Source organism: Bacillus sp. JFL15 (genome assembly GCF_001184225.1).
GTDB lineage: Bacteria > Bacillota > Bacilli > Bacillales > Bacillaceae > Bacillus > Bacillus siamensis.
Genome location: NZ_KQ236689.1, coordinates 3,563,551 through 3,589,104 on the forward strand (window position 1 = coordinate 3,563,551; position 25,554 = coordinate 3,589,104).

25 protein-coding genes and 1 pseudogene are annotated in these 25,554 nt (G+C 45.7%); 8 read left to right on the forward strand and 18 right to left on the reverse strand.

From position 1 onward, the window contains the following. The first annotated feature begins 110 nt into the window (after positions 1–110). Positions 111–1,082 (forward strand): bile acid:sodium symporter family transporter, encoded by a 972-nt coding sequence (locus AD710_RS17340; protein ID WP_049628626.1) that lies wholly within the window; start codon positions 111–113, stop codon positions 1,080–1,082. Between the two features lie 27 nt (positions 1,083–1,109). On the opposite strand, the gene AD710_RS17345 is transcribed toward AD710_RS17340, so the two are convergent. From AD710_RS17345 to cdaS, 9 genes are all read right to left on the reverse strand, one after another. Next, complete coding sequence (locus AD710_RS17345; RefSeq protein WP_049628839.1) at positions 1,110–1,856, reverse strand: MBL fold metallo-hydrolase; 747 nt, start codon at positions 1,854–1,856, stop codon at positions 1,110–1,112. A 73-nt stretch (positions 1,857–1,929) separates the two neighbouring features. Beyond that, entirely contained in the window at positions 1,930–3,177 is a 1,248-nt protein-coding gene (odhB, locus tag AD710_RS17350; RefSeq protein WP_049628627.1) for a 2-oxoglutarate dehydrogenase complex dihydrolipoyllysine-residue succinyltransferase, read from the reverse strand. A 15-nt stretch (positions 3,178–3,192) separates the two neighbouring features. Then, a complete protein-coding gene (sucA, locus tag AD710_RS17355; RefSeq protein WP_049628628.1) occupies positions 3,193–6,027 on the reverse strand; it encodes a 2-oxoglutarate dehydrogenase E1 component in 2,835 nt (944 codons plus the stop codon). A gap of 227 nt (positions 6,028–6,254) precedes the next feature. Further along, positions 6,255–8,171, reverse strand: coding sequence for a vWA domain-containing protein (locus AD710_RS17360; RefSeq protein ID WP_016936609.1), 1,917 nt, complete (start codon positions 8,169–8,171; stop codon positions 6,255–6,257). A gap of 10 nt (positions 8,172–8,181) precedes the next feature. Beyond that, on the reverse strand, positions 8,182–9,072 hold the full coding sequence (locus AD710_RS17365) for an AAA family ATPase (protein WP_016936610.1): 891 nt from the start codon (positions 9,070–9,072) through the stop codon (positions 8,182–8,184). Positions 9,073–9,149: 77 nt separating this feature from the next. Then, positions 9,150–9,740 carry a superoxide dismutase family protein gene (locus tag AD710_RS17370; protein ID WP_049628629.1) on the reverse strand — a complete coding sequence of 197 codons (591 nt, stop codon included), beginning with the start codon at positions 9,738–9,740 and terminating at the stop codon, positions 9,150–9,152. Positions 9,741–9,820: 80 nt separating this feature from the next. Beyond that, the gene (locus AD710_RS17375; protein ID WP_049628630.1) at positions 9,821–11,062 is read right to left on the reverse strand and encodes a C40 family peptidase; all 1,242 of its coding nucleotides are present in this window, start codon (positions 11,060–11,062) and stop codon (positions 9,821–9,823) included. Positions 11,063–11,384: 322 nt separating this feature from the next. After that, complete coding sequence (locus AD710_RS17380; RefSeq protein ID WP_049628631.1) at positions 11,385–12,596, reverse strand: macrolide family glycosyltransferase; 1,212 nt, start codon at positions 12,594–12,596, stop codon at positions 11,385–11,387. A gap of 118 nt (positions 12,597–12,714) precedes the next feature. Further along, on the reverse strand, positions 12,715–13,341 hold the full coding sequence (gene cdaS / locus AD710_RS17385) for a sporulation-specific diadenylate cyclase CdaS (RefSeq protein ID WP_049628632.1): 627 nt from the start codon (positions 13,339–13,341) through the stop codon (positions 12,715–12,717). Positions 13,342–13,618: 277 nt separating this feature from the next. On the opposite strand from cdaS, the gene AD710_RS17390 reads away from it, so the two are divergent. Both AD710_RS17390 and AD710_RS17395 read left to right on the forward strand, forming a co-directional pair. Next, a complete protein-coding gene (locus AD710_RS17390; protein WP_049628633.1) occupies positions 13,619–14,980 on the forward strand; it encodes an MATE family efflux transporter in 1,362 nt (453 codons plus the stop codon). Positions 14,981–14,993: 13 nt separating this feature from the next. After that, entirely contained in the window at positions 14,994–15,830 is an 837-nt protein-coding gene (locus tag AD710_RS17395) for an STAS domain-containing protein (protein WP_016936617.1), read from the forward strand. A gap of 38 nt (positions 15,831–15,868) precedes the next feature. On the opposite strand, the gene bshB2 is transcribed toward AD710_RS17395, so the two are convergent. From bshB2 to rarD, 4 genes are all read right to left on the reverse strand, one after another. Continuing rightward, positions 15,869–16,534: a bacillithiol biosynthesis deacetylase BshB2 gene (gene bshB2 / locus AD710_RS17400; protein ID WP_015417637.1), complete on the reverse strand. Its 666-nt coding sequence runs from the start codon at positions 16,532–16,534 to the stop codon at positions 15,869–15,871. Positions 16,535–16,551: 17 nt separating this feature from the next. Then, entirely contained in the window at positions 16,552–16,902 is a 351-nt protein-coding gene (locus AD710_RS17405) for a YojF family protein (protein ID WP_016936618.1), read from the reverse strand. Continuing rightward, the gene (locus AD710_RS17410) at positions 16,899–17,177 is read right to left on the reverse strand and encodes a hypothetical protein (RefSeq protein ID WP_049628634.1); all 279 of its coding nucleotides are present in this window, start codon (positions 17,175–17,177) and stop codon (positions 16,899–16,901) included. The genes AD710_RS17405 and AD710_RS17410 overlap by 4 nt, the downstream gene beginning before the upstream one ends. A 67-nt stretch (positions 17,178–17,244) precedes the next feature. Continuing rightward, entirely contained in the window at positions 17,245–18,141 is an 897-nt protein-coding gene (gene rarD, locus AD710_RS17415) for an EamA family transporter RarD (protein WP_016936620.1), read from the reverse strand. A 97-nt stretch (positions 18,142–18,238) separates the two neighbouring features. Here rarD and AD710_RS17420 point away from each other — a divergent pair, with 97 nt between their 5' ends. Continuing rightward, entirely contained in the window at positions 18,239–18,703 is a 465-nt protein-coding gene (locus AD710_RS17420) for a hypothetical protein (protein WP_016936621.1), read from the forward strand. A 34-nt stretch (positions 18,704–18,737) separates the two neighbouring features. On the opposite strand, the gene AD710_RS17425 is transcribed toward AD710_RS17420, so the two are convergent. Next, on the reverse strand, positions 18,738–18,974 hold the full coding sequence (locus tag AD710_RS17425; protein WP_049628635.1) for a hypothetical protein: 237 nt from the start codon (positions 18,972–18,974) through the stop codon (positions 18,738–18,740). A 102-nt stretch (positions 18,975–19,076) separates the two neighbouring features. Here AD710_RS17425 and AD710_RS20130 point away from each other — a divergent pair. Further along, positions 19,077–19,412 (forward strand): annotated as a pseudogene (locus AD710_RS20130) (hypothetical protein); the annotation flags it as partial. A 38-nt stretch (positions 19,413–19,450) separates the two neighbouring features. On the opposite strand, the gene AD710_RS17430 reads toward AD710_RS20130, so the two are convergent. After that, on the reverse strand, positions 19,451–19,795 hold the full coding sequence (locus AD710_RS17430) for a transcriptional regulator YodB (RefSeq protein WP_016936623.1): 345 nt from the start codon (positions 19,793–19,795) through the stop codon (positions 19,451–19,453). Between the two features lie 129 nt (positions 19,796–19,924). Here AD710_RS17430 and AD710_RS17435 point away from each other — a divergent pair, with 129 nt between their 5' ends. Further along, a complete protein-coding gene (locus AD710_RS17435; protein WP_045926160.1) occupies positions 19,925–20,533 on the forward strand; it encodes a nitroreductase family protein in 609 nt (202 codons plus the stop codon). A gap of 43 nt (positions 20,534–20,576) precedes the next feature. Here the strand turns inward: AD710_RS17435 and AD710_RS17440 are convergent, their stop codons facing one another. After that, positions 20,577–21,179 carry an alpha/beta hydrolase gene (locus AD710_RS17440; RefSeq protein WP_049628636.1) on the reverse strand — a complete coding sequence of 201 codons (603 nt, stop codon included), beginning with the start codon at positions 21,177–21,179 and terminating at the stop codon, positions 20,577–20,579. Between the two features lie 2 nt (positions 21,180–21,181). Continuing rightward, positions 21,182–22,105 (reverse strand): ring-cleaving dioxygenase, encoded by a 924-nt coding sequence (locus AD710_RS17445; RefSeq protein ID WP_049628637.1) that lies wholly within the window; start codon positions 22,103–22,105, stop codon positions 21,182–21,184. A 185-nt stretch (positions 22,106–22,290) separates the two neighbouring features. Here AD710_RS17445 and AD710_RS17450 point away from each other — a divergent pair, with 185 nt between their 5' ends. After that, positions 22,291–22,491, forward strand: coding sequence for a DUF3311 domain-containing protein (locus AD710_RS17450; protein WP_003153716.1), 201 nt, complete (start codon positions 22,291–22,293; stop codon positions 22,489–22,491). After that, entirely contained in the window at positions 22,491–23,981 is a 1,491-nt protein-coding gene (locus tag AD710_RS17455; protein WP_049628638.1) for a sodium:solute symporter family protein, read from the forward strand. The genes AD710_RS17450 and AD710_RS17455 overlap by 1 nt, the downstream gene beginning before the upstream one ends. Positions 23,982–24,016: 35 nt before the next feature. On the opposite strand, the gene AD710_RS17460 is transcribed toward AD710_RS17455, so the two are convergent. Beyond that, entirely contained in the window at positions 24,017–25,495 is a 1,479-nt protein-coding gene (locus AD710_RS17460) for a glycoside hydrolase family 30 protein (protein WP_049628840.1), read from the reverse strand. Between the last annotated feature and the right edge of the window lie 59 nt (positions 25,496–25,554).

A 25,554-nucleotide genomic window follows, 5' to 3' on the forward strand; every position in this document is an offset into this window, starting at 1 on the left:
AAAAACTTATATTTAATATTGAATTATTCAGAATATTATTTATAATGGAATACAGAAAAGTCAGTCAGATTTTCTGACTTGATTGATTAGATGAAAAAGGAGCTGTGTTTATGGAATGGATGAAAAAAATAAGCGGGTTTGCGGGACAAACTTTCGGCTTATGGGTGATCGTCTTTGCTGGTTTAGGATTTGCCTATCCTGATTTGTTTTCTTGGATCAGTTCTTATATGACGGTTTTTCTAGGTATTATTATGTTTGGAATGGGGCTTACTCTTCAAACAGACGATTTTAAGGAATTAATCAGGAAACCTTGGCATGTCATCATCGGGGTCGTTGCTCAGTTTACGATTATGCCGCTTACGGCTTTCTGTTTATCAGCCGGGCTCCGCCTCCCCGCAGAAATTGCAGCGGGCGTCATTTTGGTCGGATGCTGTCCGGGCGGCACCGCCTCAAATGTTATGACCTTTTTGGCAAAAGGCAATACGGCGCTTTCAGTTGCGGTCACTACAATCTCAACATTGCTTGCTCCTATTGTAACGCCGGCACTTATTATGCTGTTTGCAAAAGAATGGCTCCCTGTTTCTTTCGGCTCACTTTTTGTTTCCATTATGCAAGCCGTGCTTTTACCGATCATCCTCGGTGTAATTGTGAAGCTGCTCTTCAAAAAACAAGTCGGCCAAGCCGTTCACGCGCTTCCTCTCGTGTCGGTAATCGGCATCGTAGCGATTGTATCCTCTGTTGTAAGCGTAAATCGTGAACATCTGCTTCAATCAGGACTGCTGATTGTGACAGTCGTCATCTTACATAACGGAATCGGATATTTGTTAGGATTCCTGACCGCAAAGCTGTTCAAAATGGATTATGCTTCGCAAAAAGCGATTGCGATCGAAGTCGGGATGCAAAACTCCGGACTGGGCGCGGCGCTTGCGACAGCACACTTCTCCCCTCTGTCAGCCGTACCGAGTGCGATTTTCAGCATATGGCACAATCTGTCAGGATCTGCTCTTGCCACCTACTGGTCTAAGAAAAAAGGGAATAACAGCGCAGAAGAGGATGAAACAGCAAAGATTCCGCTTTCATAACTGAACAAGGATAGGGCGGCTGCCGCTCTATCCTTGTTTTTTCTGCAGATCACGAAACAGGCGCAAAAGCGCTTTTTTTACATTCCCCTGAAATAAACCTCCATGATAACAAATCAATTGGCTGATATCATAATCGAGCAGCCGCTCTACGGAACGGACCGCATCTCCCATATATAACGTATAACCGTGATGAGCAAGGTTCAGCTTTCCGTCTTCAATAACGACCGCATCGCCTGTGATCATTATTTTTTCGGCAGGCAGATAAAGGCTGATATGGCCGGGTGTATGACCCGGCGTGGCCACAATGCGAATGCCTCCGCACCAAGGAAGCAGCTCGCCGTCAGTAACTGTCCGGTGAACCGGAGCCGATTCGGCTGATTGAAGCGAGCGGATGAACTGTTTTGCATGAGGTTTTGCTTCCTCTGGCAATGAACAAAACGTTGATTCAGCCTGTTCAAGCCGTAAAGATTTTTTGGAGCCGTCAATATACGGCGCTTCATGTTCGTGTGCTGTCACGCTGATATCCGGATACAATCGGAGCAATGCAGTGAGTGAGCCGATATGGTCTATGTCGTGATGCGTTACAATGATTTTTGTCAATGAATGAAGCGGCATACCGTGCCGGGCAGCAGCATGTTGAAGATGGTTTGTAAAACCGGGATATCCGCAGTCTATTAAAATCGTGTCATGTTCGTCTTGCAGAAGAACCGGCGTGATAGAATGCCCTTCTCCATTATGTTCAAATTCAATCTCAAGCGGATAATAGTTTTTCATCTGCATTTCTCCCCTTCCTCAATAAAAAAAGTACACCGCTTGTAAAAGCAGTGTACTTTTTATCTAACACTAATTATCCTTCCAGCAACAGCTGCTCCGGATCTTCAAGCAGGTTTTTAATGGTGACAAGGAATCCGACCGCTTCTTTGCCATCTACAATTCTGTGATCATATGATAAAGCGATGTACATCATCGGACGGTTTTCAGAGCGCTCGGCATCAATCGCTACTGGGCGCAGCTGAATTTTATGCATACCTAAGATTCCGACTTGAGGGCTGTTTAGGATTGGTGTTGACATAAGCGAGCCGAATGTACCTCCGTTTGTGATCGTGAAGGAGCCTCCTTGCAGCTCACCTAATGTTAATTTATTGTTTCGCGCTTTCTTCGCAAGCTCGCCGATTTCTCTTTCAATGCCGGCGAATGTCAGACGATCAGCGTCACGCACGACTGGGACGACAAGCCCTTCTTCAGCCGCGACAGCGATACCGATATCATAAAACTTTTTCACGATCAGCTCATCGCCTTGAATTTCAGCATTAAGGCGCGGATATTTTTTCAATGCTGCCACGACGGCTTTTGTGAAGAAAGACATGAAACCAAGTTTTACTTCATTTTGCTCAAGGAATTGGTCTTTACGGCGTTTTCTTAAATTCATAACGGCCGTCATATCCACTTCATTAAACGTCGTCAGCATTGCAGAAGTCTGCTGCACTTCAACCAATCGTTTCGCGATCGTTTGTCGGCGGCGGGACATTTTTTGAACTTCTACAGGTTTGTCAAAGCTTTGCTGTGTTTTTTGAGCCTGCTGTTTCGGCTGTGCCGCAGGTTTTGGAGCCGGCTTTTCATAAGCTTCCACATCATGTTTGCGTACGCGGCCGAGCGGGTCCCCCGTCGGAATTTGTGAAAGGTCAATTCCTTTTTCCCTTGCCAGCTTGCGTGCAGCCGGAGACGCAACCGTTTTTGATTTTGTTTCTGATTGTGCTTCCTGGCTGACTTCTTGAGCAGCCGGTTCAGCTTTTGCTTCCTCTTTCGTTTGTTCATTGGCTGGAGCACTTTCTGAAGGGGCAGGTGCAGAACTTTCGCCAGCGCCTTCTGTAATGGTGCCGATAATTTCTCCTACTTGGACGGTATCACCCGAATCTTTCAATACCTCTTTTAGAACACCCGATTCTTCTGCTGTCAATTCAACATTTACTTTGTCCGTCTCCAGTTCAAGCAAATACTCACCCTGTTCTACATAGTCACCGGGCTGCTTTAACCATTGGGCTATCGTTCCTTCTGAGATTGATTCTGCTAATTCAGGTACCTTAATTTCCGCCATTTTTACATTTCCCCCTTAGTTTTTGCGAGTCAAGCTATCAGATACAATGCGTTCCTGTTCTTTTTTGTGGACTGTCGGATCTCCTTCTGCGGGACTGGATCGTCTTCTTCGGCCGATGTATTGAACATTTACTCCTTTCGGCGCGATTTCCGTCAGATACGGGCTGATATAACTCCAAGCCCCCATGTTCTGCGGCTCTTCCTGAACCCAAACGATCTCTTGCAGGTTCGGCAGTTTGGCGAAAAGTTCTTTCGTGTCTTTTGCCGGGAACGGATACAGCTGTTCGATTCTGGCAATATGAAGCCAATCTTTATCGCCTTCCATTTTGTTAAAGTGATCGCTGATGTCAATTGACACTTTTCCGCTTGATAACACGACGCGGGTCACTTTTTCGTAAGCGTGGGAAAGACCGGATTGCTCATAGACCGGCTTGAATCTGCTTTCGCTCAGTTCCTGCACTTCAGATACCGTATTCGGATTGCGCAGCAGGCTCTTCGGTGTCATGATCACAAGCGGGCGGATTTCCTCACGAAGCAGCATTTTCGCTTGTCTTCTTAAAATATGGAAATATTGAGCCGCACTTGTCAGGTTGGCCACCGTCCAGTTGTTTTCTGCCGCCAGCTGCAGGAACCGCTCGACGCGGCCGCTGGAGTGTTCAGGCCCCTGTCCTTCGTAACCGTGAGGGAGCAGCATGACTAATCCTGATTTTTGTCCCCATTTTGCCCGTCCTGCAGAGATGAATTGATCAAAATAGACTTGAGCCGCATTGGCAAAGTCCCCGTACTGCGCCTCCCACATCACGAGCGTTTCAGGTGAATACACGTTGTACCCATATTCAAAGCCGAGAACCGACCCTTCAGAAAGCGGGCTGTTATGCACCGTAAATGAAGAAGCACAGTCGTCTAAATGATGGAGTGCAACAAATTCTTCTCCTGTTTCGCTGTCATGCAGCACAAGGTTTCGCTGAGCGAACGTTCCGCGCTCTGAATCCTGTCCGGTCAGCCGGATCGGCGTGCCGTCTTTCAAAATGGAAGCAAACGCAAGCGATTCAGCCAATGACCATTCCACTTTACGATCATCATCAAACGCTTTGGCGCGTCTTTCCAAAATTCTTTTCAGCTTGCCGAACACGTTAAAGGATTCCGGCCAGTTGATGAGTTCGCCGTTCAGCTTGCGGAGAACATCAAAATCAATGGCTGTGTCAACGTCAGGAAAACCGTTGGACACCGGTTCCGGCAATTCGATTTCCCGTACGGCGTCTTCTTTTTTGGCGGGCACCTTTTTATAGGCGTCTTCAATACGTTTTGTCACTGCCGTTTCAATGTTTTGCGCTTTTTCCTCGCTGATCAGGCCTTCACTTACGAGTTTTTCCGCAAAGATCCGCTTGACAGTCGGGTGTTTTCTGACGGCGTCATACAGCATCGGCTGTGTCGTGGACGGCTCATCCATTTCATTGTGGCCGTACCGTCTGTAACCGATTAAATCGATTAAGAAATCTTTATTGAAACGCTTCCGGTATTCGACCGCAAACTTAACGGCTGACAGGCATGCTTCAGGATCATCCGCGTTGACGTGAACGATCGGGATTTCATAGCCCTTCGCCAAATCACTGGCATATTTTGTAGAACGGGATTCATCGCTTTCAGTTGTAAAGCCGATCATATTATTGGCGATGATATGAATGGCCCCTCCGACCTGATAGCCTTTCAGAGAGCTTAAGTTCAGCGTCTCAGCGACAATTCCTTCTCCCGGGAACGCTGCGTCACCGTGAATTAAAATGGCGAGCGATTTTGTTTCGTCTTGAACCGGGTACCCCTTTTGCGTTCTTGTTTCCTGTGCCGCCCGCGTACTTCCTTCAACAATCGGATTGATGAATTCCAGGTGGCTCGGGTTATTCGCGAGCGTAATCCGCGCGCTTTTGGTTTCGGCATCCTGAAGCTGTCTGTCTGCACCGAGGTGGTATTTTACATCTCCCGTCCAGCCGTAGCTGATTCCGGTCGAGCCTTCAGACGGTACAAGATCTTTATTCGGCGCGTGCTGGAATTCTGAGAAAATAATCTCATATGGTTTTCCGAGCACATGCGCGAGGACATTTAAACGGCCTCTGTGCGCCATTCCGATATTGACATTGGTTGTGCCTGCTTTCACAGACTGGGCGATAATGTCGTCAAGAACCGGCACAAGCGCGTCTAATCCCTCAATTGAGAAACGTTTCTGACCGACGAATGTCCGGTGTAAAAATTGTTCAAATCCTTCTACTTCCGTCAGTCTTTCTAAAACGGCTGACAGTTTTTCCGGTGAATTTTTCCGGAAGAGTTCTCCCGATTCAACCATTTTTGTAATCCATGCGCGCTCTTCAAAATCATGCACATGGTCAAATTCAAAGGAGATGGTTCTTTTATACGTATTGCGTAAATGCTGGATGGCTTCTAAGCCGTTCGTTATATTGGCAGGTGCGTCTTTACAGATGACAGACGCGGGTATTGCTTTCAGTTCTTCTTCTGTAAGCCCGTACTCGGATAACGGAAAGAGCTCGCTCTTTTTTTGATCCTTTCTGAGCGGATTGACGGAAGCGTTCAGATGGCCATAGGTTCGAATATCTTCTGCAAGTTTAACTGCTGCTGCGATCTTTTGAATCAGATCTGCGGTGACGCGTCCCTGTTCCTTTGTTCCCGATGCCTCTTTTATCTGGCTTGGCGGAGCGCCGAGTTCGTCAAACATGTCTTTCAGATCCGGATCAATGCTGTCTGGATCTTCAGCATATTGGTCGTACAGCTCCAGTGCGTAGCCGAGGTTCGGTCCGTAAAAATCTTCCCAATTCATTCTTTGTTTCATATTATTTTGAAACATTTGAATATTACCCCCAACCTAGATAATCAAGTGATCATTTCACTATCTTGAAATAACTTTTGAACGCTGTGCCCAAAATTATGTAATAAAAACGCTTCCAAGGATATTTTACCACTGATTGCGTTTGGATTCTACCTTGATTGTTCACAAAATAGTAAAAAAAACATATCCATAACGAAAAAATTAAATCATTTTAAAATAAAAAGCGAAAAAGCATAGGAAAAAGCTTATCCTATGCTTTTATGAAGCAGTTTTTTCAAGAGCGGATACAGCACATCGGGGAGCTGATCGACATCCGGAACAAAAATACTGTACTTTCCGTACATATCCTGAATGGTTTTCATCTGGGATTCTTCTATCGCGGTATTGGACAGAAAAACATTTATGACTTCGATCCCTCTTTTTCTCGCTTCGATGACAGCCTCGCTCGTATCGACGATGCCGTTTTGCTCGTAGCCGAACGCTGCGGGCTCCCCGTCTGAAAACACGATTAAAAATTTTTGTGCCTCACTCCGCCTCATCAGCTGTTTTGTCATTTGTCTGATGGCATATCCGTCTCTGTTATCTTCCTCCGGCGCAAGCTGCATGATCAAAGGACCCGCCGCCTGCAGCAGCGACTCTTCAAACGGAATCACCGTATTGAAGAAGTTCGGCTGGCTCGTTTCGGTCGCTTCGTTTGTATCCTCCCAAAAACCGACGATCTGGTGCGGAACGGACACTGATTTCAATGCTTCATGAAAAAGGACGATCCCTCTCTTTGTTTCATCCATTTTGTCGAACATACTGGCCGAACAATCGACAAGCAATGTAAACACAGCGTCAATTTCTGAAGACGGATCCTGCTTTTTATAGAAAAGGCGCGGATTCCGTTCCGTAAAGTAGCGGAGCAGCTTGCGGTTCAGCCTGCCTGCATGAAGATCGGTCCGCGGGAGCGTCTTTTTGTGCTCAAGTGTTTTTTGTATCATCTGCTTCAGGCGCTTTTGATATGATTCTATCGTTTTCGCCTGCTCTTTATAAGACTGTTCATCTTCCAGAGACGCTTTGTGCGGTGTTTGGTAAACCGGGAAGGCAAATTTGTTTTCTTTTCCGTCAGCCAGTCCCGCTCCCCCGTGTTCATCCTGTCTGGATTCAAGCGCTTCCAGCTGGGAATAATCCTCTCTTTTCGTCTGGCGTGCTGAGCCTTGAACGGAGCCGAGCGCCTGATCACCGTCATCGCCTTCTCTGGCGGCGTCATTCCCAAGGTCTGATTTCGCGCCGTGTTCAATATCAAATTGAAGGAAACTTTTTGACGGCGCTTCAGTTTCCCGGTGCCACGTATTCATTTTCTCTTCATGGATATCTTCATCTCCGTCGGAAGACTCAGGAAGCGTGATATCGTCGCTTAATGACGGCGCTCTTTTGATGCTTTCGAATAAAGGCTCTTCAGCCGCTTTTTCGTAATCAAGTTCCGGCAGAAAGAAATAGGTGTTCAGCATATCTTTCTCCAGCACTTCATCAAGGCCTTCCATGAGGTCTTCTGTTATTTTTGCGATCTGTTGCGTAGATTCGGCCTCATAAACCCGGATGAGCTGGCGTTCAATATACGGTATCATCATATCAATATCTTCCTGCATGGAGGGAATGCCTTCAAGCGGAGACTCAGCCGTCAGTTTGACAAACATCGCGCAATACAAAGCGTCGGTGAAAATACTCCGTTCCAAATTCAATGTCAGCTGTGTTGTGAAGTATTTCCTGTACATTTCTCTCCGCTTCTGAAATACACGTTTCGTTCCCGGCCGCTCTTTTTTGATCAGCTCTTCAATTCTGATATCTTCAAGCAGCATGAACAGCTGCTTTGCAAAGCTTTGGCGGGTGAAGTGCCGGCGGACGTCATTTAAAAACCCGGCAAATTCACGGAATGAGCTGCTACGTGTTCCGACAGCGCGCAAATACACATCGCTTTTCAAGCCGGCTTCCATATCCCCGGCTGATCTGTCTTTCCAAAAGTGGCTCATGTAAATTTTCTTTTCAAAGGGATTGTAGTAAGACTGCACGCCGTATTCCACTTCCACTTCACTGCTTCTGGTCAGTGTTTTGGCCAGATCAGTCAGCATCATGAACAAAAACGAATCGATCGTGCTGTCGTTAAATTTGATAAACTTCATTGTATATCCCTCATTCGAACAGCGTTTCTGCAATATTTCTGACAGCGGCTTTCTCTCTGTCGTCATCAAGCTTTTCCACGATGCCTCTTTCAATCGCCCGTTTCGGCGGAATATACGCAGCCAAGTCGCACGTATCAATGAGAGCCCTGATTGACGCCGCTTCCTCTGACACTTGTCCGTTATGCGCTTGTGCGATTAAATCAGAAGACAATGTCATGAAACGTTCAATTAATTTCTCATCTTTTAAGACAGACTGAGAGGTCAGAACCTGCTTCAGAAGGCTTCCTTTAATATACGGAACATCAATAATGACAAAGCGGTTTTTAAGGGCTTCGTTCAGCGGCACCGTGCCGACGTAGCCTTCATTAATGGCGGCGATGACACCGAATCCTTCGCTCGCCTTAATTACTTCTCCTGTAAACGGATTCGTCATCATTTTTCTGTAATCAAGCACGCCGTTTAAAATCGGAAGGGTTTCAGGCTTTGCCATATTGATTTCGTCAATGTATAAAAAATGCCCCTCGTTCATTGCCGTTGTTACCGGTCCGGGAACGAATTCAATTGTCGCCTTTCCGTGTTCATTTTCAATCGTTTTATAACCGACAAGCGCTTCTGCATCAAGGTCTACGGAGCAGTTGACGCTGTGCATCGGTTTATGAAAATAGTTCGAAAGCGTTTCCGCCAATTTTGTTTTCCCTGAACCCGTAGGTCCTTTTAATAAGATATTTTTTCCCATTGTCAAAGCGATGATCGCATCGAATATAATCGCTTTATCTTCGGCCTCATAGCCCGATGATCCGATTAAATCCTGAAATTCTTGGGAAACGGGATGATTCTGATAAGCTTGCAGTTTGTTTTGTATATCTTGGGGCAGTGATAAGTGCTGTAATTCTGAAGTCATAGGTGATGTTTCCTTTCCATTCATATTCCATAACCGAGTATACTAAAAAAGCCCTTGTATACTCAATACAAAAGGGCTTATTCCCTGCGGGCGCTTTTTGTCAGAGGAGCGCAGGCGATTCTGGCTCCGGAATTTCCGCTCGGGTTTGTTAAATAATCATCCGTATGTTCATGAATGACGAACGCGCTCCCGTCCCGGTCAAGCAGGCTGAGTCTGCTTCCTTCTTTTAAAGAAGTCTGCGGCGCGTTCATTATGACATCTACTTTACCGTCAGCCCCCACTTCAAGATTGGGGAGATCCCCGGCGTGATGCCCCATCGGATTGTTGAAGCCGTGCTCTTTGTTCAAAGGGTTGAACGGGCCGCCGGCTGATTCGAAATCAGGTGTCTGGCACACCCCTTTATCATAAATATGAAACCCGAGAGAAGCGCCCGGCGGCAGATGTCCTGCTGATATATGGATGTCTGACCCTTCCTCATCAGAATCTTTCACTTCAATATATCCGATGTTTTTACCTTTTTGATTGATGAGTCCGGCATGCTCGCGGTATGCTGACGCCTCCAATGCGCGGCTTTCTTCATGTTTTTTAGGAGGAACTGGAGCGGGACTGCCTCCGCAGCCGCCAAGCGTGATTGATGCGAGCATGAGAAAAAGCAAGAGACGGTTCATGCTTTCTCCCCCTTATTTTTATCAATCAGTCTTGTCAAAACATAAATATGGTAAACAAAAAAAGCCCCGAAAGGCTTTTTTTAAAAATAACTGCGCGCTCCTAAATAAGCTTTTTTCCAATATGGATTGCTTAAGTTTGAAATTTCAACCCCGGAGGAACTTGCGTGAATGAAATCTCCTCCGCCCAAATATATTCCCATATGAGAAGGACCCGCTTTATATGTCGTAAAGAAGACGAAGTCGCCTGCTGACGGCTGGCTGATTTGTTTCATTGTATTCCAGTATCCGGCGGTGCTCAGACGGGAAACAGAGCTTACCTTATTTAAAAGGTAATAGATATAGCCGCTGCAATCGAACCCCGCAGGCGTATTGCCTCCCCATCGGTAAGGCACGCCGACATATTTTTTTGCTTCGCCTATCATTCTGTCAATCTTTGACCCTGTCACCGGAGGTTCGGGAGTATGAGGTTTGTTTGGCTTTGCCGGCTTGTTTTCCGGCTGGCGCACAGGGTCTTCTGTTTTTTCCGTCCCGTTTATCACGAGAACTTGTCCGATTTGCAGCACATCAGTTGTCAGTTTATTTTTTTCTCTGATGAGCTGGGCGGTGATGCCGAACCGATTGGCAATTTTCCAGAGGGAATCGCCTGCTTTTACTTTGTATGTGGACGGCTTCTCAGAAGGGTTTGGATGAGATGGCGGTGTCGTGCCGCTGTTTCCGTTATGTGGAGAGCCTTTGGTTTTTAACACTTGGTTCGGATACAGCAAGTCTGACGTTAATTGATTCAGCTTTTTCAGTTCAGCGATGGTGATGCCGATTTGATTGGCGATTTTCCACAGCGAATCACCCGGTTTTACAGTGTAAGTCCCTGATGCGGCTTTATCAGGTTTGGTCTGTTTGCCGCCTCTGTCCGTGCCGGGGGCAGAACCTTTAATTTTCAGTTTTTGGCCCGGATAGATGACATCTGAGCTCAAACGGTTCAGGCTTCTCAGCTCCGAAACACTCATGCGGTATTTTTTTGCGATCACCCATAAGGAATCTCCGTATGTAACCGTGTAAGCGCCCGTGCTTCGTTTTTCCTTTTGTTTTGTTTTATGTGTGCTGCTGCCGTCAGGAATGTTCAGCCGCTGTCCGGGGTAAAGTATCGTTGATTTCAATTTGTTTTCCACCTGGAGGGCTGAAATGCTTGTATGATATTGCCGGGAAAGCTTCCAAAGAGAATCGCCGTTTTTTACTTGAATGGTTTTTGCTTCAGCAGGATGCACGGCGAAGGTTGAAGTCATTACTGCAGATACAGCCAGACCGGCTGCGATTTTTTTCTTCATATAACGAAAAACCTCCTATTTATCATTGCTGAAAGGGGCGTTCCTTTTCTTCAAACGCCGCCTGTTATACAGGATTCATGCAGAAGTCGACATCATTTCCGTTTCATTTACACCTTAAATCATCACTAATGCCACACATTTTACATAAATAGAGACCATTTCACAAAAGACTTTGGAATCATTTTCATAACATGGCTTTTTTCCGCGACATTCCACCTTTCTTGTCTGTTTTTCATACAATTCTCTTTGCGGCAGGAAAAATCCTCCCGAAAAACAGGCAAAAAAAAGCCCGCTTCCTTTAAAGGAAGCAGGTAATGAGCGATTACAGCACCCGGGTCACGGCAGTTTTCACGTCTTCTAATATCAATTCCGCTGCACGCTGTGCTCCGCCGGCCGCTTTCAGGGATTCTCCGATTTCATCAGCTTTTTTCTGATATTCAGGATTTCCACTCAATTCTTTTATTGCTTCAGTAAGCAATTCCACTGTCACATTTTCTTTTTTAAACATCTTGCCCGCTCCCGTGTTTTCCACTTGGCTTCCGACGGCGAACTGATCTGCGCCCATCGGAATGACGATCATCGGGGTTTTGTAGTAAAGGCCTTCGCTCGTACTGTTCATTCCGCCGTGCGTGATAAATAAGTCCGCTCTCTTTAAAATCTCAAGCTGCGGAACATAAGGCTTTACAATGACATTCTCCGGAATTTCATCCAGCTCAGCCGGGTCAAGATGTTTGCCGATTGACATGACGGCTTTCCCGTTAAAGCTTCTGGCTGCTTTTAAGCATTTATTAAACAATTCTTTCTGGTTGTTAAAAATCGTTCCCATTGAAATAAACAGGACGTTTTCCCCTTCAAGCTGTTCAAACGGGAAATCATGGGACGCCTCCCTGTCGGTTATGGACGGACCGACAAAGAGATAAGAATCTCCGAACTCTTCTTCTTTCGGCTGAAACGCTCTTGAAGTAAACACGATGGTTTTTCTGCCGTCATTTGAGAAAATATCATACGGCGTATTAATGTCTGTGCTGAATTCTTCGTTGAGCTGGCTGACCGCTTCGGTATAAGCCGGATAATGGGATGATTCCTCTGATACAAGGTTTATATTTGAGAAGACTTCTTTAATAAATGCTTCATTCATCGCAAATGTCGTACAAAGTGAATATGCCGGCAGTTTCAGCATGTTTCTCACAAGCCTGCCTGCCAGAAAATGATGATCGTATATGATGTAGTCGTAGGATTCATCTTTTACATCCTCAAGAATGCGGAGTGCGGCTTTTTTGGAAGTCTCAATCATTAATAGTAAAAACTCTGTAGCGTCCCGCTGTTCATCACCCGTTGCGTTTTTTCCGAATTCATCTTTTCGGAAATCCTCATATTCACGGAATTCCGCTCCGCTTGACACGATTTTATTCTCATATTCCTTCACGCCGTAATATACGACATGTTCCCCTCTTGCCTTCAATTCTTTTACGACGCCTAAAGACGGATTGATATGGCCTTCTCCCGGAAAGCCGATCATCAATACATGTGCCATCTTCCCACTCCCTATTCTTTTAAATTTTATGTATATTTAAACGATAACATCAATACAGAAAAAGGTAAAGATGTTCACCTTATTAATATTAAATGGGTACAATATTCCCATTTTCTTATTATTTCGTATGAAGCGTCCGCGGCGAAACAAGCGGATACAGCCCGCCGTCTTTAGCAAAGGACATTTTCCCCGTTTCTTCTGAAACAACGAGCACGAGTGCATCAGTCACAGCCGAAAGACCCATCGCGGCCCTGTGGCGTGTCCCGTATTTGACGCCGACATTTTTTGTTGTGAGCGGAAGCACATTGGCCGCCGATATAACCCGGTTTTCTCTGACCAATACGGCCCCGTCGTGAAGCGGATTACCGGGGTAAAAAATACTCTCAATTAAAGCTGAACTGATTTCAGCATGCAGACTTGTCCCTTTTTGTATCATTCCGTCCAGCGGATCTGCCCGTTCAATCACAATCAGCGCTCCGTGCTTCTCTTCTGCCAGATGCTGCACGGCTCTCGCCAGCTCTGTATAAGAAGGCGTGAAATGTTCGATATATGTCTGCAGGTAAAATGACGAAGCGACAGCCTGCATTTCCTGAAACGTATGTCCAAGTTCATCTAGTTCGCAAAGCAGGCATTGATCTTTTTCATCCAATGTCCGCAGTATCATTGCGGCATCCTCCGTAATTTGTTTCAAATACGTTTGAACGGCAGCGGTAAACGCACTTTCCGTCATTTGAGTGTGGCGCATGTCACATCAGCTCCTTTTCCTTATTTTCTGCATCGCGCGCATGGATATGCGCCGCAATGCGCACGATAATCAAGAAAGGAGGCGGGATTTGTATGGAACTCACAAGGCTGCTGCAGTATATCTGCACCTTTTTAGGTGTCATTTCACTTTCATTCATTTATGCCAAAATGTTTAAAAAGCCGAAACCGGATAAAAAAGAGTAGGCCGGGTTTCATTGCTTTTTATACATAAAATGTTATAATTTCTCTCGTTAAAATAAAGAAACGGGGAACCTAACTTGAGAGAAACGAACACGATCGGCCAAAAGGTCAGACAGCTGTTACATATCTTCATTCCGATTTTGATTACACAAGCCGGTCTTTCTTTGATTACCTTTTTGGACACGGTGATGTCAGGGAAAGTGAGCGCCGCGGATTTAGCCGGCGTTGCAATCGGTTCAAGCCTGTGGACACCGGTTTATACGGGACTGGCAGGAATTTTGATGGCCGTTACGCCCGTTGTGTCGCAGCTGTTAGGCGCAGGCAGACAAAAGGAAGCGCCGTTTTCTGTCATTCAGGCTGTTTACGTAGCGGCCATTCTTAGTGCGGCGGTCATCCTTATCGGCTTTTTCACTGTTGATGTGATTTTGGGTCATTTGGGCCTGGAGCCTCGTGTCCGGACGATCGCCAAACACTTTTTAGGGTTTTTATCTCTTGGCATTTTTCCTTTGTTTGTGTACGCCGTTTTGCGCTCGTTTATCGATGCACTGGGCAAAACGAGAGTCACTATGCTTATTACGCTCTGCTCACTGCCCATCAATTTTGTCTTGAATTATGTGTTTATTTTCGGGAAATTCAACATGCCGGCATTGGGCGGAGTCGGTGCGGGGCTTGCTTCCGCCCTGACTTACTGGTGTATTTGCGCTATCAGCTTTTTTATCGTCTCAAGATTTGAGCCGTTTGCCGGATACTCTGTATTCCGGAAACTGTACCGATTTTCTCCGTCTGAATGCAGAAAGCTTTTGAAAATCGGTTTGCCTATCGGTTTTGCCGTATTTTTTGAAACGAGCATTTTTGCGGCTGTCACACTGCTTATGAGCCATTTCCAGACGGTGACGATTGCAGCCCATCAAGCGGCAATGAATTTTGCTTCCCTCTTGTATATGCTGCCGCTCAGCGTATCCATGGCGCTGACCATATTAGTCGGCTTTGAAGCAGGGGCAAAACGCTACAGGGATGCCCGGTCATACAGCTATATCGGCATTGTGATGGCCCTTTGTTTTTCTTTATGCACGGCTGCTTTCATTTTGCTGTTCAGACCGCAAATCGCCGGAATGTATACATCAGAACCGAACGTGCTTATGTTGACGCAGCACTTTTTAATCTATGCTTTGTTTTTCCAGCTTTCTGATGCCGTGGCAGCTCCGATCCAAGGCGCTCTGAGAGGATATAAGGATGTCAATTATACACTCGGTGCGGCTTTTGTTTCGTATTGGATCATCGGGCTTCCTCTCGGTTATGCAGTCGGCACTTATACGAGCCTCGGGGCATACGGCTACTGGATCGGTTTAATTGCGGGACTCGCCGCAGGAGCTGTCGGATTATTCTTCAGACTGCTCAAGCTGCAAAAGCGTGATGTGAAAAAAATGATGATTTCATAGAGGAGGAACAGAAATGCCAACACATAAACTGCTGTACGATTATTTAACCGAACGGGCGGAGGAAATCAGTCAGACATGGTTTGATACCCTTCATGATACGGATCCTGATTCTGTTTATGCTTCTTCTGACCCGGCGGTAATCACGAACCTGAAAAAACAAAATCTGACGTTTAATTATCAAATCAATCGGATTTTTTCTGAAAAGAAGGAAGTTTATACAGCGGCATTGGAAAAGTGGGCGTTCGAAGCTGCACAGGATAAAGAACATTTAAAAACTCCGATCCATTACATCATTCGCGAGTTTATCAGAGTTCGTGATTTGTATGTCGGCCATGTAAAGCAGTTTACCAAACTGCATTCAGACACCGTCACAGAAGAAGATGCTGAAGATATATTCCACACGCTGATTAAATCATTTGATGTGGTCATTCATATTTTCATAGAAGAGATGTATAAAAACACACACATTCAGCTTGAAGCGCAAAAGGAGTTGATCACCGAGCTGAGTTCGCCTGTCATAGTGCTTTTTGACAATGTCGGACTGCTGCCGCTGATCGGGGATATTGACACGGCAAGAGCCAAAATGATCTTAGAAAATACGCTGCACCAATGTTCAGAGAAACGGATCACGCAGCTGTACATTGATTTATCAGGCGTGGCCATGATTGATACGATGGTTGCCCAACAGCTTTTCACTTTAATTGAATCACTCGGAATGCTCGGCGTGAAAGCGACATTATCCGGAATCCGGCCTGAAATCGCCCAAACCGCGGTGCAGCTCGGCCTGAGTTTTTCAAATTTATCAATACGGTCTTCGCTTGCGGAAGCGATCGCTTCCGATCTGACATAAAAAAAGGATAAGGCTGAAACGCCTTATCCCTTTTTTTATCAGTCTTTCCACGGATATGTCCAATACACTTCTTCTTCAAACCAGGTTTGGAGAACCGGCTCGTTATTTTTTATTTTTTCTTCCAGCTCTCTCAGCATACCTTCTGTTTGAGTGCGATGCGCTTTTAAGGCATTCATTTTAATATCGGCGACCTCTTTAATATCAAGAATGACATCAGGCTTGCCGACGGCTTCCTCCCTGTTGCGGGTGATGGCCATGCAAAGCGTGCGCGGGCGGTCCTCTTTTTTCTTTCTGTAAAGCGCTCTGATGACCGCTTCGCCGCATGCATCATGATCCGGATGGACGCCGTGTCCCGGATAGAATGTGACAATCAGACTCGGTTTTACATCGTCGATAATCTCTTCCATCATATCCGCGAGCCACTCGTCATCTTCAAATTCAAGTGTTTTATCACGAAGCCCGAGCATTCTCAGGTCAGTGATATCCATTGCTTTACATGCGTCTATCAGCTCTTGCTTTCTTAACAGCGGCAATGTTTCACGGTTTGCGAAAAAGGGATCCCCCATGTTTCTGCCCATTTCTCCAAGCGTTGCGCATGCATACGTAACGGGAATATCTTTTTGTCTGTGTAAAGCAATCAGCCCTGCCACTCCGTATGATTCATCATCAGGGTGAGGCAGGATGACGAGTACGTGTTCTTTCATGATTTTCACCCTTTTCTTTAAACTGTAAACGGCTTTTCGCTGATTTGAAGCGAAATCGCCAATTTTCCGCCCGGCAGATGCCCTGCCATTAACAGACGGTCTTCGTCATCTACTGTATATTCAGTCAGGCCTTCTGCATAAATCCAGCCCTCTTCAGTTTTCAAACCGACGCGGTACGGGCCGTTCCCTTTGATTTTCGCCTGATGGTACGTCACTTTTGCATTGCGTATATAGGCTACAACCGTCATGTTTTTCTCATTCAGATGCGCTGAATAAGAACCGGTCGTTGTTTCCAAATGGATATATACAGGACGATCGGCAAATCGTTCTAAAGAAGTTTGCACATCTTCTTTTATGATCGCTTTCATAGCTGCTCCCCTCTTTCTTCTTTTAAAAATTGCAATCGCTTCGTATGTAGTTCAACCAATTCATATTTCTCAATCGGCTGCAGCCGGGAATCTACAATTCGCTGCACCGCCAGAGCAAATTTTTCCTCGGGCGTCTTTCGGAGCCTCGGATGTGTTCTTTGATCAAGCAGTTCCAGATCAATTGCCTTCTCCGCTTCTTCAAGGGTTGAAGCCGGGAGTGTGCGATTGTTCCACAGCGCCTGATAGGCTTTTACGATGTGTTTATCAGTGCCCATTGTACAGCTCCTTTACATACTCGTAATGATTATACATAATTTAAGCTATCACTGGAAAGCGAAAGGCTTAGCGGCTTTTTAACGGCCGTTTCCATTTTATCTGTGAAAAGGTAAACAAGAGCAATGCTGCCCATATACAAATGAAGGTAAACGCTTTTTGCCCGGAAAACGGCTCATGATATACAAATACGCCGAGCATAAGGGTAATGGTGGGCGATATATATTGCAAAATGCCGACTTGATACAGCGGCAGTCGCTTTGCCCCTTCTGCAAACAGTAACAGCGGCAGGGCTGTAAATACGCCTGCGAAAAAAAGGAGCGCCCATGTTTCTGCACCCAAGGACCCGGAAGTGCTCCCGTCAGCCGCATAACCTAAATAAATAAGAGCAGCCGGAGTAATCAGGAGCGTTTCCAAAGTCAGTCCGATTGTGCTGGACATGCGGGTTCTTTTTTTGCATAGGCCGTACAGGCCGAAACTGAACGCAAGCAGCAACGCGATATAAGGAACTGCGCCATACTGAAACGCCGATATGATCACGGCCGCTCCGGCAATCGAAACAGCTGCTGTTTGCAGTCTGTTCAGCTTTTCTTTAAAAAATAGGATGCCCAAAAGAACGGAAACGAGCGGATTAATATAGTAACCGAGACTTGCTTCAAGCAAAAAGCCGTGGTTAACTGCCCATATGTACACAAACCAATTAATGGATATTAAAACAGAAGCGAAAAAAAGCGCCAGCAGGCCCCCTTCAGATTTTAAAAGACACAGTTCACGCCATCCGGTTTTCCACTTTTTAAGCACAGTTAAAAGCACACACATGAAAACAAACGACCATATAATTCTGTGAGCTAAAATGTCCAATGCGGGTATATGTTCAAGCAGCTTCCAATAGACCGGAAACAGCCCCCACATGGCAAATGAACAAGCGGTATAAATGATTCCTTTTCTTGCGGTATTCCCTTGCACTGCCTTCCCCTTCCTTTCTGTAAACAGATTATATTATATCACGGGAAGGTTATGGCGGGCATATACTATGTTGTCCGTTAAGAAAGGGTGAGATGCCGTGTTTGATTGGAACAGATATTTTCCCTTCCAAAATCAGTTCTCTAAAGAAACGTTTAAAAATGCAGATCCGAAAGATGTCGAGACATATGTCAACCGAGTAATGGAAAGCGTATTCGGCGCCGGTTATGCCGGGCAGTTCCCTTTTCGCGACCCGATGTCCCAAAAGGCCGAGCCGGTCGAAGCAGAACCGCCCAAGCCGGAAATTGACCTGTTTGAAACATCCGATCATGTTTTTGCGAAAATTCCCGCTGAGCAAGATGAACTCGACCGGATCAGGATTAAGCATACGTCACACAGCCTCGTGGTAGAGAACAGCAGTCTGGCGGAAGGAAAAAAAGAAATTGTTCTTCCGAGCCTCGTCAAACGGAAAGGAACAAAGGCAGTCTATAAAGACGGGATGATTGAAGTCATGTTTTCAAAACTGGAAGACTACAATTTATCGGAAGTGGAGATTTTAAGATAAAAAAACGGCCCGCGTGATGCAGGCCGTTTTTTCTTTAATAAAATGGCGGGTAACCGCCGACTCCCGGCCCGAAACCGCCATATGGGCCTCCGTATCCGTAACCGGCGAAACCGTACGGATACCGGGGTCTCGTAAAACCTGTGGCAATCACGCCTCCTAGAAGACCGCCTAAAAATCCGCCGAATAAAGGAGCGCCGAACAAAAAAGGACTTCTCACCGGAAATCCGGCAGGTCCGAAATTCCCGCGATACAACGCATGACGAGGGTACATGTTTTTCCTCCTTTATGTCTGCTTATTCTTAAAGGTATTCATAAAGTGCGGAAATTGATTGGGCGATAGTAAAAGTGATGGATGTTGGTTAGTGAGTTGTAATGCGGATTTAAAGGATTAGAGGAAAGTCCTGTTTGCAATGGCGTATATCATAAAACATTTGATATTTGCTCCTGCTGCGGGTTTGAGTTCGGCTACAGTGAAGACCATGATGTAAGATTAGGGTTTATTGTAACGCCTGATCATTTACTTGAAGCGGCATTTCAATTGTACCGGAAACAGTAGATTGAGAGAGGGATGAGATTATTTTCTCCAGATGATGTTCCGGCGGAATGTAAAAATGGTCATTCCCTTACATTCGATGCTTTATTGAGGCAATTAAAAGGCTTAAATCTCGATCTGAGCAATTTTGACATCAATGGTTTTGACAAAGATTGACCATTTCATTAAGAAAAGGCTGCCTTGGGCAGCCTTTATTATTCATGACACGATTCGTCTTTGACAGGCCCCCCGGGCTCGCAAAAACTGTCTGCCCATTTTTGCATTTCCTGAAAAACGGCTTGCAGGGCCATGCCTTTATCAGTCAGCTTATAAATGACTTTGACAGGCGTTTCAGGCAGCACCTGGCGCTCGACGATCTCATTTTGTTCCAGCTCTTTGAGCCGCTCCGCGAGCATTTTTTGGCTGATCGTCGGTATGGTTTCGGTCATATCTTTAAAACGTTTCGGCCCGTCTATCAGTACATGGATAATGAGGCCGTTCCAGCGCTTTCCCAAAAGAGAAAAAGCGGATTCCATTTTAGGACACATTGTATATCCCATGTGAGTTCATCCCTTCATCTATGAATTGACAAGTTTTCTGTAATCCATTAAAATTAGTTCTCAAGTTACATTTAGTAAGCTTCTAACTTTTCTATTATAATAACACGTTTATCCGAAGGAGGAAACAAGATGACATCCGTATTAGACGTTTTGAAAGAACGCGCATCCGTTAAAGAATACGATAAAGATGCGGTCATTACAAAAGAGGAATTAACAGAACTTCTGGACATTACAACGCAAGCCCCTTCCGCCTGGAACCTTCAGCATTGGCATTTCCAAGTATTCCACAGTGATGAGGCAAAAGCTGCCCTGCTTCCGGTTGCCTTTAATCAAAAACAGATTATTGAATCTTCAGCTGTCATTGCCGTATTAGGCGACTTAAAAGCAAACGAAAATGGTGAAGACGTTTATGCTGAACTGGCTGAGCAAGGCAATATTACAGAAGAAATCAAACAGACGCTGTTAAGCCAGATTAACGGTGCATACCAAAATGAACAGTTTGCCCGTGATTCAGCATTTTTAAACGCTTCTTTAGCGGCGATGCAGCTGATGATTGCTGCAAAAGCTAAAGGCTATGATACTTGCGCGATCGGTGGATTTAATAAAGAGCAATTCGTGAAGGAATTCGACGTGAGCGAACGTTTCGTTCCCGTCATGCTGATTTCAATCGGTAAAGCCGTTAAGCCTGCGCACAAAAGCAACCGGATCCCTGTATCACAAGTGTCAACTTGGCTGTAAGATGAAAAAAACCCTTAGTCCGCATAAACGGACTAAGGGTTTTTTATAGGAATCGCTCACTGTACCAGGTTCGTGCCTGCTCGGCTTCCTGCTGTGTGAGCTGATGGCCGCCCTCCTGCCAAACAAGAGAAACGGATGCACCAGCAGCAGTCAGATATTGATAAAGCTCCTCCGATTCTTCTTTTGTACAAAGCGGATCCCGCTTCCCTGCACCGATAAAAACAGGAAGCCCTGCCATATCAGGGAGCTTCACTCCGCGAATCGGCACCATCGGATGATGAAGAACCGCCCCTTTCAGTACGTCTTTATAATGAAACAAAAGACTTGCCGCAATGTTGGCACCGTTTGAATAGCCGGCAGCAATCACGTTTTCTCTGCTGAATCCGTACATTTGCGCCGCTTCATCAATAAAATTCTTTAATTCTTCCGTCCGTTCAATTAAATCTTCCTCGTCAAATACGCCTTCTTTCAGCCGCTTAAAAAAACGGGGCATGCCGTTTTCAAGCACTGATCCTCTGACGCCGAGCAAGCTTGCTTTCGGATCGATAAAACGTCCGAGCGACAGAAGATCGTGTTCATTTCCCCCCGTTCCGTGCAAAAGCAGCAAAACATTTTCTGACGTTCCTTGTTCAAATACATGTTTCATCATCATTCTCCTTTCTCCATTTTGGGAAGAATAGCGGTTATTTGACCGCGGTGCTCTTCCAGCCATTCCGGAAGTTTCAGCTCTGTACCGAGATTTTCAAAGGATTCATCCGTCATAAATCCCGGTTCATCGGTTGCCATTTCAAATAAAATGCCGCCGCTTTCTCTGAAATAAATTGATGTAAAGTAAGATCTGTCAAGAATGTCAGATGAAGCAAGATGAGAATCAGCCAGAATATTCTTCCATTCCGCCTGCTCTTTTTTAGTGGTGCGGAAAGCGACATGATGAACTGTCCCGTAACCGCCGACACCTGCTTCTTTCGGCGCAAGGTCAACATCAATGATATGTCCGATCCGTGCCTCCGATTGCAGTCTGACAATCTGATTTTCTTCCCCTGTCTTTGAATAGCCGAAGCGTTCCATTAGAAATTGAATGGTTGCTTCAGGACGGTACGAGTACAGTAGAACACCCCTCATGCCTGTAATCGCTTCTTTTTCAGTAATGCCCGCAGGAGTCCATTCACTCTGTCCGCTTCTTTCATCTTCCATTATGGCAAGCGGCAGGTCTTCTGTATCATCAAAGAGAAGCACTTGTTCAGAAAGCATAGTCTGCTCTTTTACAGGTATGCCGTTTTCTTCAAGCCGGCGCTTCCAAAACGCGAGTGCCCCTTTCGGCACAGAGAAATAAATTCTTCCGGCCTGCCCTTTTCCCACGGTTCCCGGGCGGCTGCCCTGAAAAGGGAAAAATGTAATAATCGTGCCGGGTTCTCCGTTTTGGTTGCCGAAATAAAAATGATACGTGGCCGGGTCATCAAAATTAACGGTTTTTTTAACGAGCCGCAAGCCTAATACTTCAGTATAAAACCGCAGATTTTCAGCAGGATCTTTCGCAAATGCGGTAACATGGTGCAATCCTTGAGTATTCATTGTATTCACTCCTAAATATCTTGACTTCGAGATATTAACTATTCTAATTTACTATGAATGAAGTTGCAACTAAAGTGTTTCGGTTAAAAAAGTAATAGAATTCTTTTTTTTCTGAAAAATATCTTGTGATCTTATCTGACAACTGCTATGATAAGGAGCATTATCAGGTTTCAGGAGGAAAGTAAATGGTCAGAAAAGCACTAATTTTCGTTCTTATTTTAATCCCTTTCAGCCAGCTGGCCCTTTTGTCAGTCGCTAATCGGGTTCATCCGATCATCATCGGGCTGCCGTTTTTTCATTTCTGGCTGCTTTTATGGATCGCAGTCACTCCATTATGTTCGTTTCTTATTTATAGACTGCAGAAGAAACAAGGAGGACTGGACTGATGCCCGCAAATATAACAGCATTGATCATTACAGCCGTCATCGTTTTAACCGTTGTCTGCATCGGCTTTATAGCCGGGAGAGACAAATCATCACGCACTTCTGTTGAAGAATGGTCTGTCGGGGGCAGACGGTTCGGCGGGCTGCTCGTCTGGTTTTTAGTCGGCGCGGACCTCTATACGGCTTATACGTTTTTAGGCTTGACAAGCACCGCCTACACAGGGGGAAGCGTAGCTTTTTTTGCAATTCCGTATTCTGTTTTGGCGTATTTTATTGCTTATTTCTTTCTGCCGAAGCTGTGGAAAGTGGCAAAAATCCATAAATTAACGACGCTTGCCGATTACGCCCGTGAGCGCTTTGACAGTAAGCTTTTGGCCAGTCTTGTCGCCATTGTCGGCGTTCTTATGCTCATTCCTTATATCTGTCTCCAGCTGAGCGGCATTCAGGATACGCTTCAGGTGGCCGGAACGGGTGTCATTAATGTTAATATGGTCGTTATCATCTCCTTTATTCTTGTAGCGCTGTATACCTTTTTCAGCGGAATTAAAGGACCGACGTTTACGGCAATTATTAAAGACATTCTGGTGTGGGTGATTATGCTGTTTATGGTCGTGTCGCTCCCGCTGATCCATTTTCACGGGTGGACGCCGATGATTCACACCTTGGCGGAAAAAGCGCCGCAAATGCTGACGATCCCAGACTCGGGGCCGAAAGGAATTCCTTGGTTTATCACCGCTTCCATCGTATCTGCCTTGGCGCTCTTTATGTGGGCGCATGCGGCAACTGGTGTATTCACGGCAAAAAGCGCGGATGCCGTCCGCAAAAACAGCATGTTTCTTCCGCTTTATAATATTGTTTTGATTCTTGTTATTTTTCTCGGCTTTATCGCATTTCTTGTCCTGCCGGAAGATACTAACCCGCGGCTCGCTTTATTGAAGCTGATTCAAACGTCATACGGCGGGGTCGCCCAAGGCTTTGCTTATTCCACGATCGCTCTTGCTTCTTTGATTCCCTGCTCTATTATGGCGATCGGAGCATCAAACTTATTTGCGAATAACTTATATCGGGATTTGATTCACCCGAATGTGTCACCAAACAAGCTGACGATGATCACCCGTTCAATGGTATTTGTCGTCATCGGGCTCGCGCTTTTATTCGGCATGCTGTTCCCGACTGCGCTCGTTACGCTTCAGCTTCTCGGCGTTTCCGGCATGGTGCAGATCTTTCCGGCGATCGCCGTCAGTCTGTTTTGGAAAAATCAAACGAAAGAAGCGACAATTATCGGCCTTCTCGTCGGTCTTATCGTGACATTCACCGTAAATATCACCCAATCCGCCCACGGTATATATGAAGGCTTTTGGGGTTTGACCGCTAACATGGCCGCCGTTATTATCCTTAACCCGTTTTTTGTAAAAAAAGCGGCTTCAAACGCCGTCAAAGACGGTTTATTCAAAAAAGCGCCCTCTGATAAACTGAATCAAAAAGGCGCTTAACAAAAAAAAGCCGGCACATCAATGTGCCGGCTTTTTTACTTTTTGTGCTGCCATTTGTAGGTGGCGACGGTTTTTGCCGGGATGACGGCTTCGAACTGCCGGTTCCCTGAAACAATGTGGAATTTTTGGTCAGCGGATGACTGGTTGATGACGACTGTTACAATAGATTGATCAGGATTAAGGAACGAGACATTCGTGACGGTGTTTTTGGAGCCGTAATTACTTTCTATCCGTTTGGCTCCGCGCTCGACAAATTTTGAAAAATTGCCCGTCATATGATAGATCGGGATATTCCAATAGCGGTCAGGGTTTTTAGCATCCTGAATAAACAGCGTCGGGTCCGGGGTGCCTATCCAATGGTGCGTCTTGATTTGACTGTCGAGCATCGTCACCCACGCATTGTAGCTGGACGCGCCATTGCGAAAATACTGCGCGATCCGGTCCGCCCCTGCCGTCCCCCAGACGGACCGCTCCGTTAAGTGAATGGATTTATCAGGGTACCTTCTTCCGATTTCCGACATAACGGAAAGGTCTCCGTCATAATCATGGAAAGCAATGCCGTCTGCCGCCTGATTTCCTTTTTTATCATCTAAAATCGGCGGAATATAGTTCCACGCCCCGCTTGCATTGTGATCATAAATCCAAATTTTCGTGTCAATTACGTGTTTTTTCAATTCTTTTTTCACGGCTATCGCCAGTTTGCGCTGCTGAGACGGCGGCATGTACATGCTCGGATAGTCGATTTCCAGCAAAGGTTCATTTTGAAGGGTCATCGCATAAATCGGGATTCCCTGCTTTTCGTATGCTTCAATAAATTTGCGAAAATAAACGGCCAGCTCACCAATATATTGATCTTTCAGCTTTCCCCTCTTGAGGTTTTCATTCGTTTTCATCCATGCCGGCGGGCTCCACGGTGAGGCAATGATTTTCAGCTTCGGATTGATCGCCAGCGCTTCTTTGATGGTTGATGTAATGTGTAAATCAATATCCTTTTGAATCGAGAAATTTTTGAGTTGTGGATCTTTTTGGCCCTCAGGCATATCGTCATATGTGTAAAATTCCTGTGCCGTAAAATCTGATGTCCCTATCGTTATGCGCATGACGTCCATGCCGATGCCTTCATTGGGATCAACCAGTTTTTTTAACACTTCTTTTCTTTTTCCGGGAGACATTTTCGATAAATTATGGATGGTCGATTCTTCCAAAGATGATCCTATACCTAACACACTTTGATAACGGTGCGATGGATCAATATACACGGCAGCGGAGTCAGAAGGCTTCTTTTTTGTCCATGTAAGCGGTGTTTGTTCGTCTAAGGCGTATTTCACTTCTAGCGGCCCGTCATACCACGTACGGGAAGCCGGATCTTTTTCCGAGCTGTACCACACCCTGACTTTATTTTTGTCCGGAGCATTCCGATCAGCCGCATGTGCTTCGGTTTCCAAGCTGCTTGAAAATAGAAAGGAAAGCAAAAGAAAAGCAACCGTAATGGACAGACCTTTTTTAAGAAACATTATCATCATTCCCTTCCTGGTTTATGAATACGCTTTCAAATATGCTGATAAACAGAAGG

Excerpts from the sequence above, each read along its gene's own strand:
- AD710_RS17340 (WP_049628626.1), top strand. The coding sequence starts at position 111 with ATGGAATGGATGAAAAAAATAAGCGGGTTTGCGGGACAAACTTTCGGC.
- AD710_RS17345 (WP_049628839.1), bottom strand. The coding sequence starts at position 1,856 with ATGAAAAACTATTATCCGCTTGAGATTGAATTTGAACATAATGGAGAA.
- odhB (WP_049628627.1), bottom strand. The coding sequence starts at position 3,177 with ATGGCGGAAATTAAGGTACCTGAATTAGCAGAATCAATCTCAGAAGGA.
- sucA (WP_049628628.1), bottom strand. The coding sequence starts at position 6,027 with ATGTTTCAAAATAATATGAAACAAAGAATGAATTGGGAAGATTTTTAC.
- AD710_RS17360 (WP_016936609.1), bottom strand. The coding sequence starts at position 8,171 with ATGAAGTTTATCAAATTTAACGACAGCACGATCGATTCGTTTTTGTTC.
- AD710_RS17365 (WP_016936610.1), bottom strand. The coding sequence starts at position 9,072 with ATGACTTCAGAATTACAGCACTTATCACTGCCCCAAGATATACAAAAC.
- AD710_RS17370 (WP_049628629.1), bottom strand. The coding sequence starts at position 9,740 with ATGAACCGTCTCTTGCTTTTTCTCATGCTCGCATCAATCACGCTTGGC.
- AD710_RS17375 (WP_049628630.1), bottom strand. The coding sequence starts at position 11,062 with ATGAAGAAAAAAATCGCAGCCGGTCTGGCTGTATCTGCAGTAATGACT.
- AD710_RS17380 (WP_049628631.1), bottom strand. The coding sequence starts at position 12,596 with ATGGCACATGTATTGATGATCGGCTTTCCGGGAGAAGGCCATATCAAT.
- cdaS (WP_049628632.1), bottom strand. The coding sequence starts at position 13,341 with ATGCGCCACACTCAAATGACGGAAAGTGCGTTTACCGCTGCCGTTCAA.
- AD710_RS17395 (WP_016936617.1), top strand. The coding sequence starts at position 14,994 with ATGCCAACACATAAACTGCTGTACGATTATTTAACCGAACGGGCGGAG.
- bshB2 (WP_015417637.1), bottom strand. The coding sequence starts at position 16,534 with ATGAAAGAACACGTACTCGTCATCCTGCCTCACCCTGATGATGAATCA.
- AD710_RS17405 (WP_016936618.1), bottom strand. The coding sequence starts at position 16,902 with ATGAAAGCGATCATAAAAGAAGATGTGCAAACTTCTTTAGAACGATTT.
- AD710_RS17410 (WP_049628634.1), bottom strand. The coding sequence starts at position 17,177 with ATGGGCACTGATAAACACATCGTAAAAGCCTATCAGGCGCTGTGGAAC.
- AD710_RS17425 (WP_049628635.1), bottom strand. The coding sequence starts at position 18,974 with ATGTACCCTCGTCATGCGTTGTATCGCGGGAATTTCGGACCTGCCGGA.
- AD710_RS17430 (WP_016936623.1), bottom strand. The coding sequence starts at position 19,795 with ATGGGATATACAATGTGTCCTAAAATGGAATCCGCTTTTTCTCTTTTG.
- AD710_RS17435 (WP_045926160.1), top strand. The coding sequence starts at position 19,925 with ATGACATCCGTATTAGACGTTTTGAAAGAACGCGCATCCGTTAAAGAA.
- AD710_RS17440 (WP_049628636.1), bottom strand. The coding sequence starts at position 21,179 with ATGAAACATGTATTTGAACAAGGAACGTCAGAAAATGTTTTGCTGCTT.
- AD710_RS17445 (WP_049628637.1), bottom strand. The coding sequence starts at position 22,105 with ATGAATACTCAAGGATTGCACCATGTTACCGCATTTGCGAAAGATCCT.
- AD710_RS17450 (WP_003153716.1), top strand. The coding sequence starts at position 22,291 with ATGGTCAGAAAAGCACTAATTTTCGTTCTTATTTTAATCCCTTTCAGC.
- AD710_RS17455 (WP_049628638.1), top strand. The coding sequence starts at position 22,491 with ATGCCCGCAAATATAACAGCATTGATCATTACAGCCGTCATCGTTTTA.
- AD710_RS17460 (WP_049628840.1), bottom strand. The coding sequence starts at position 25,495 with ATGTTTCTTAAAAAAGGTCTGTCCATTACGGTTGCTTTTCTTTTGCTT.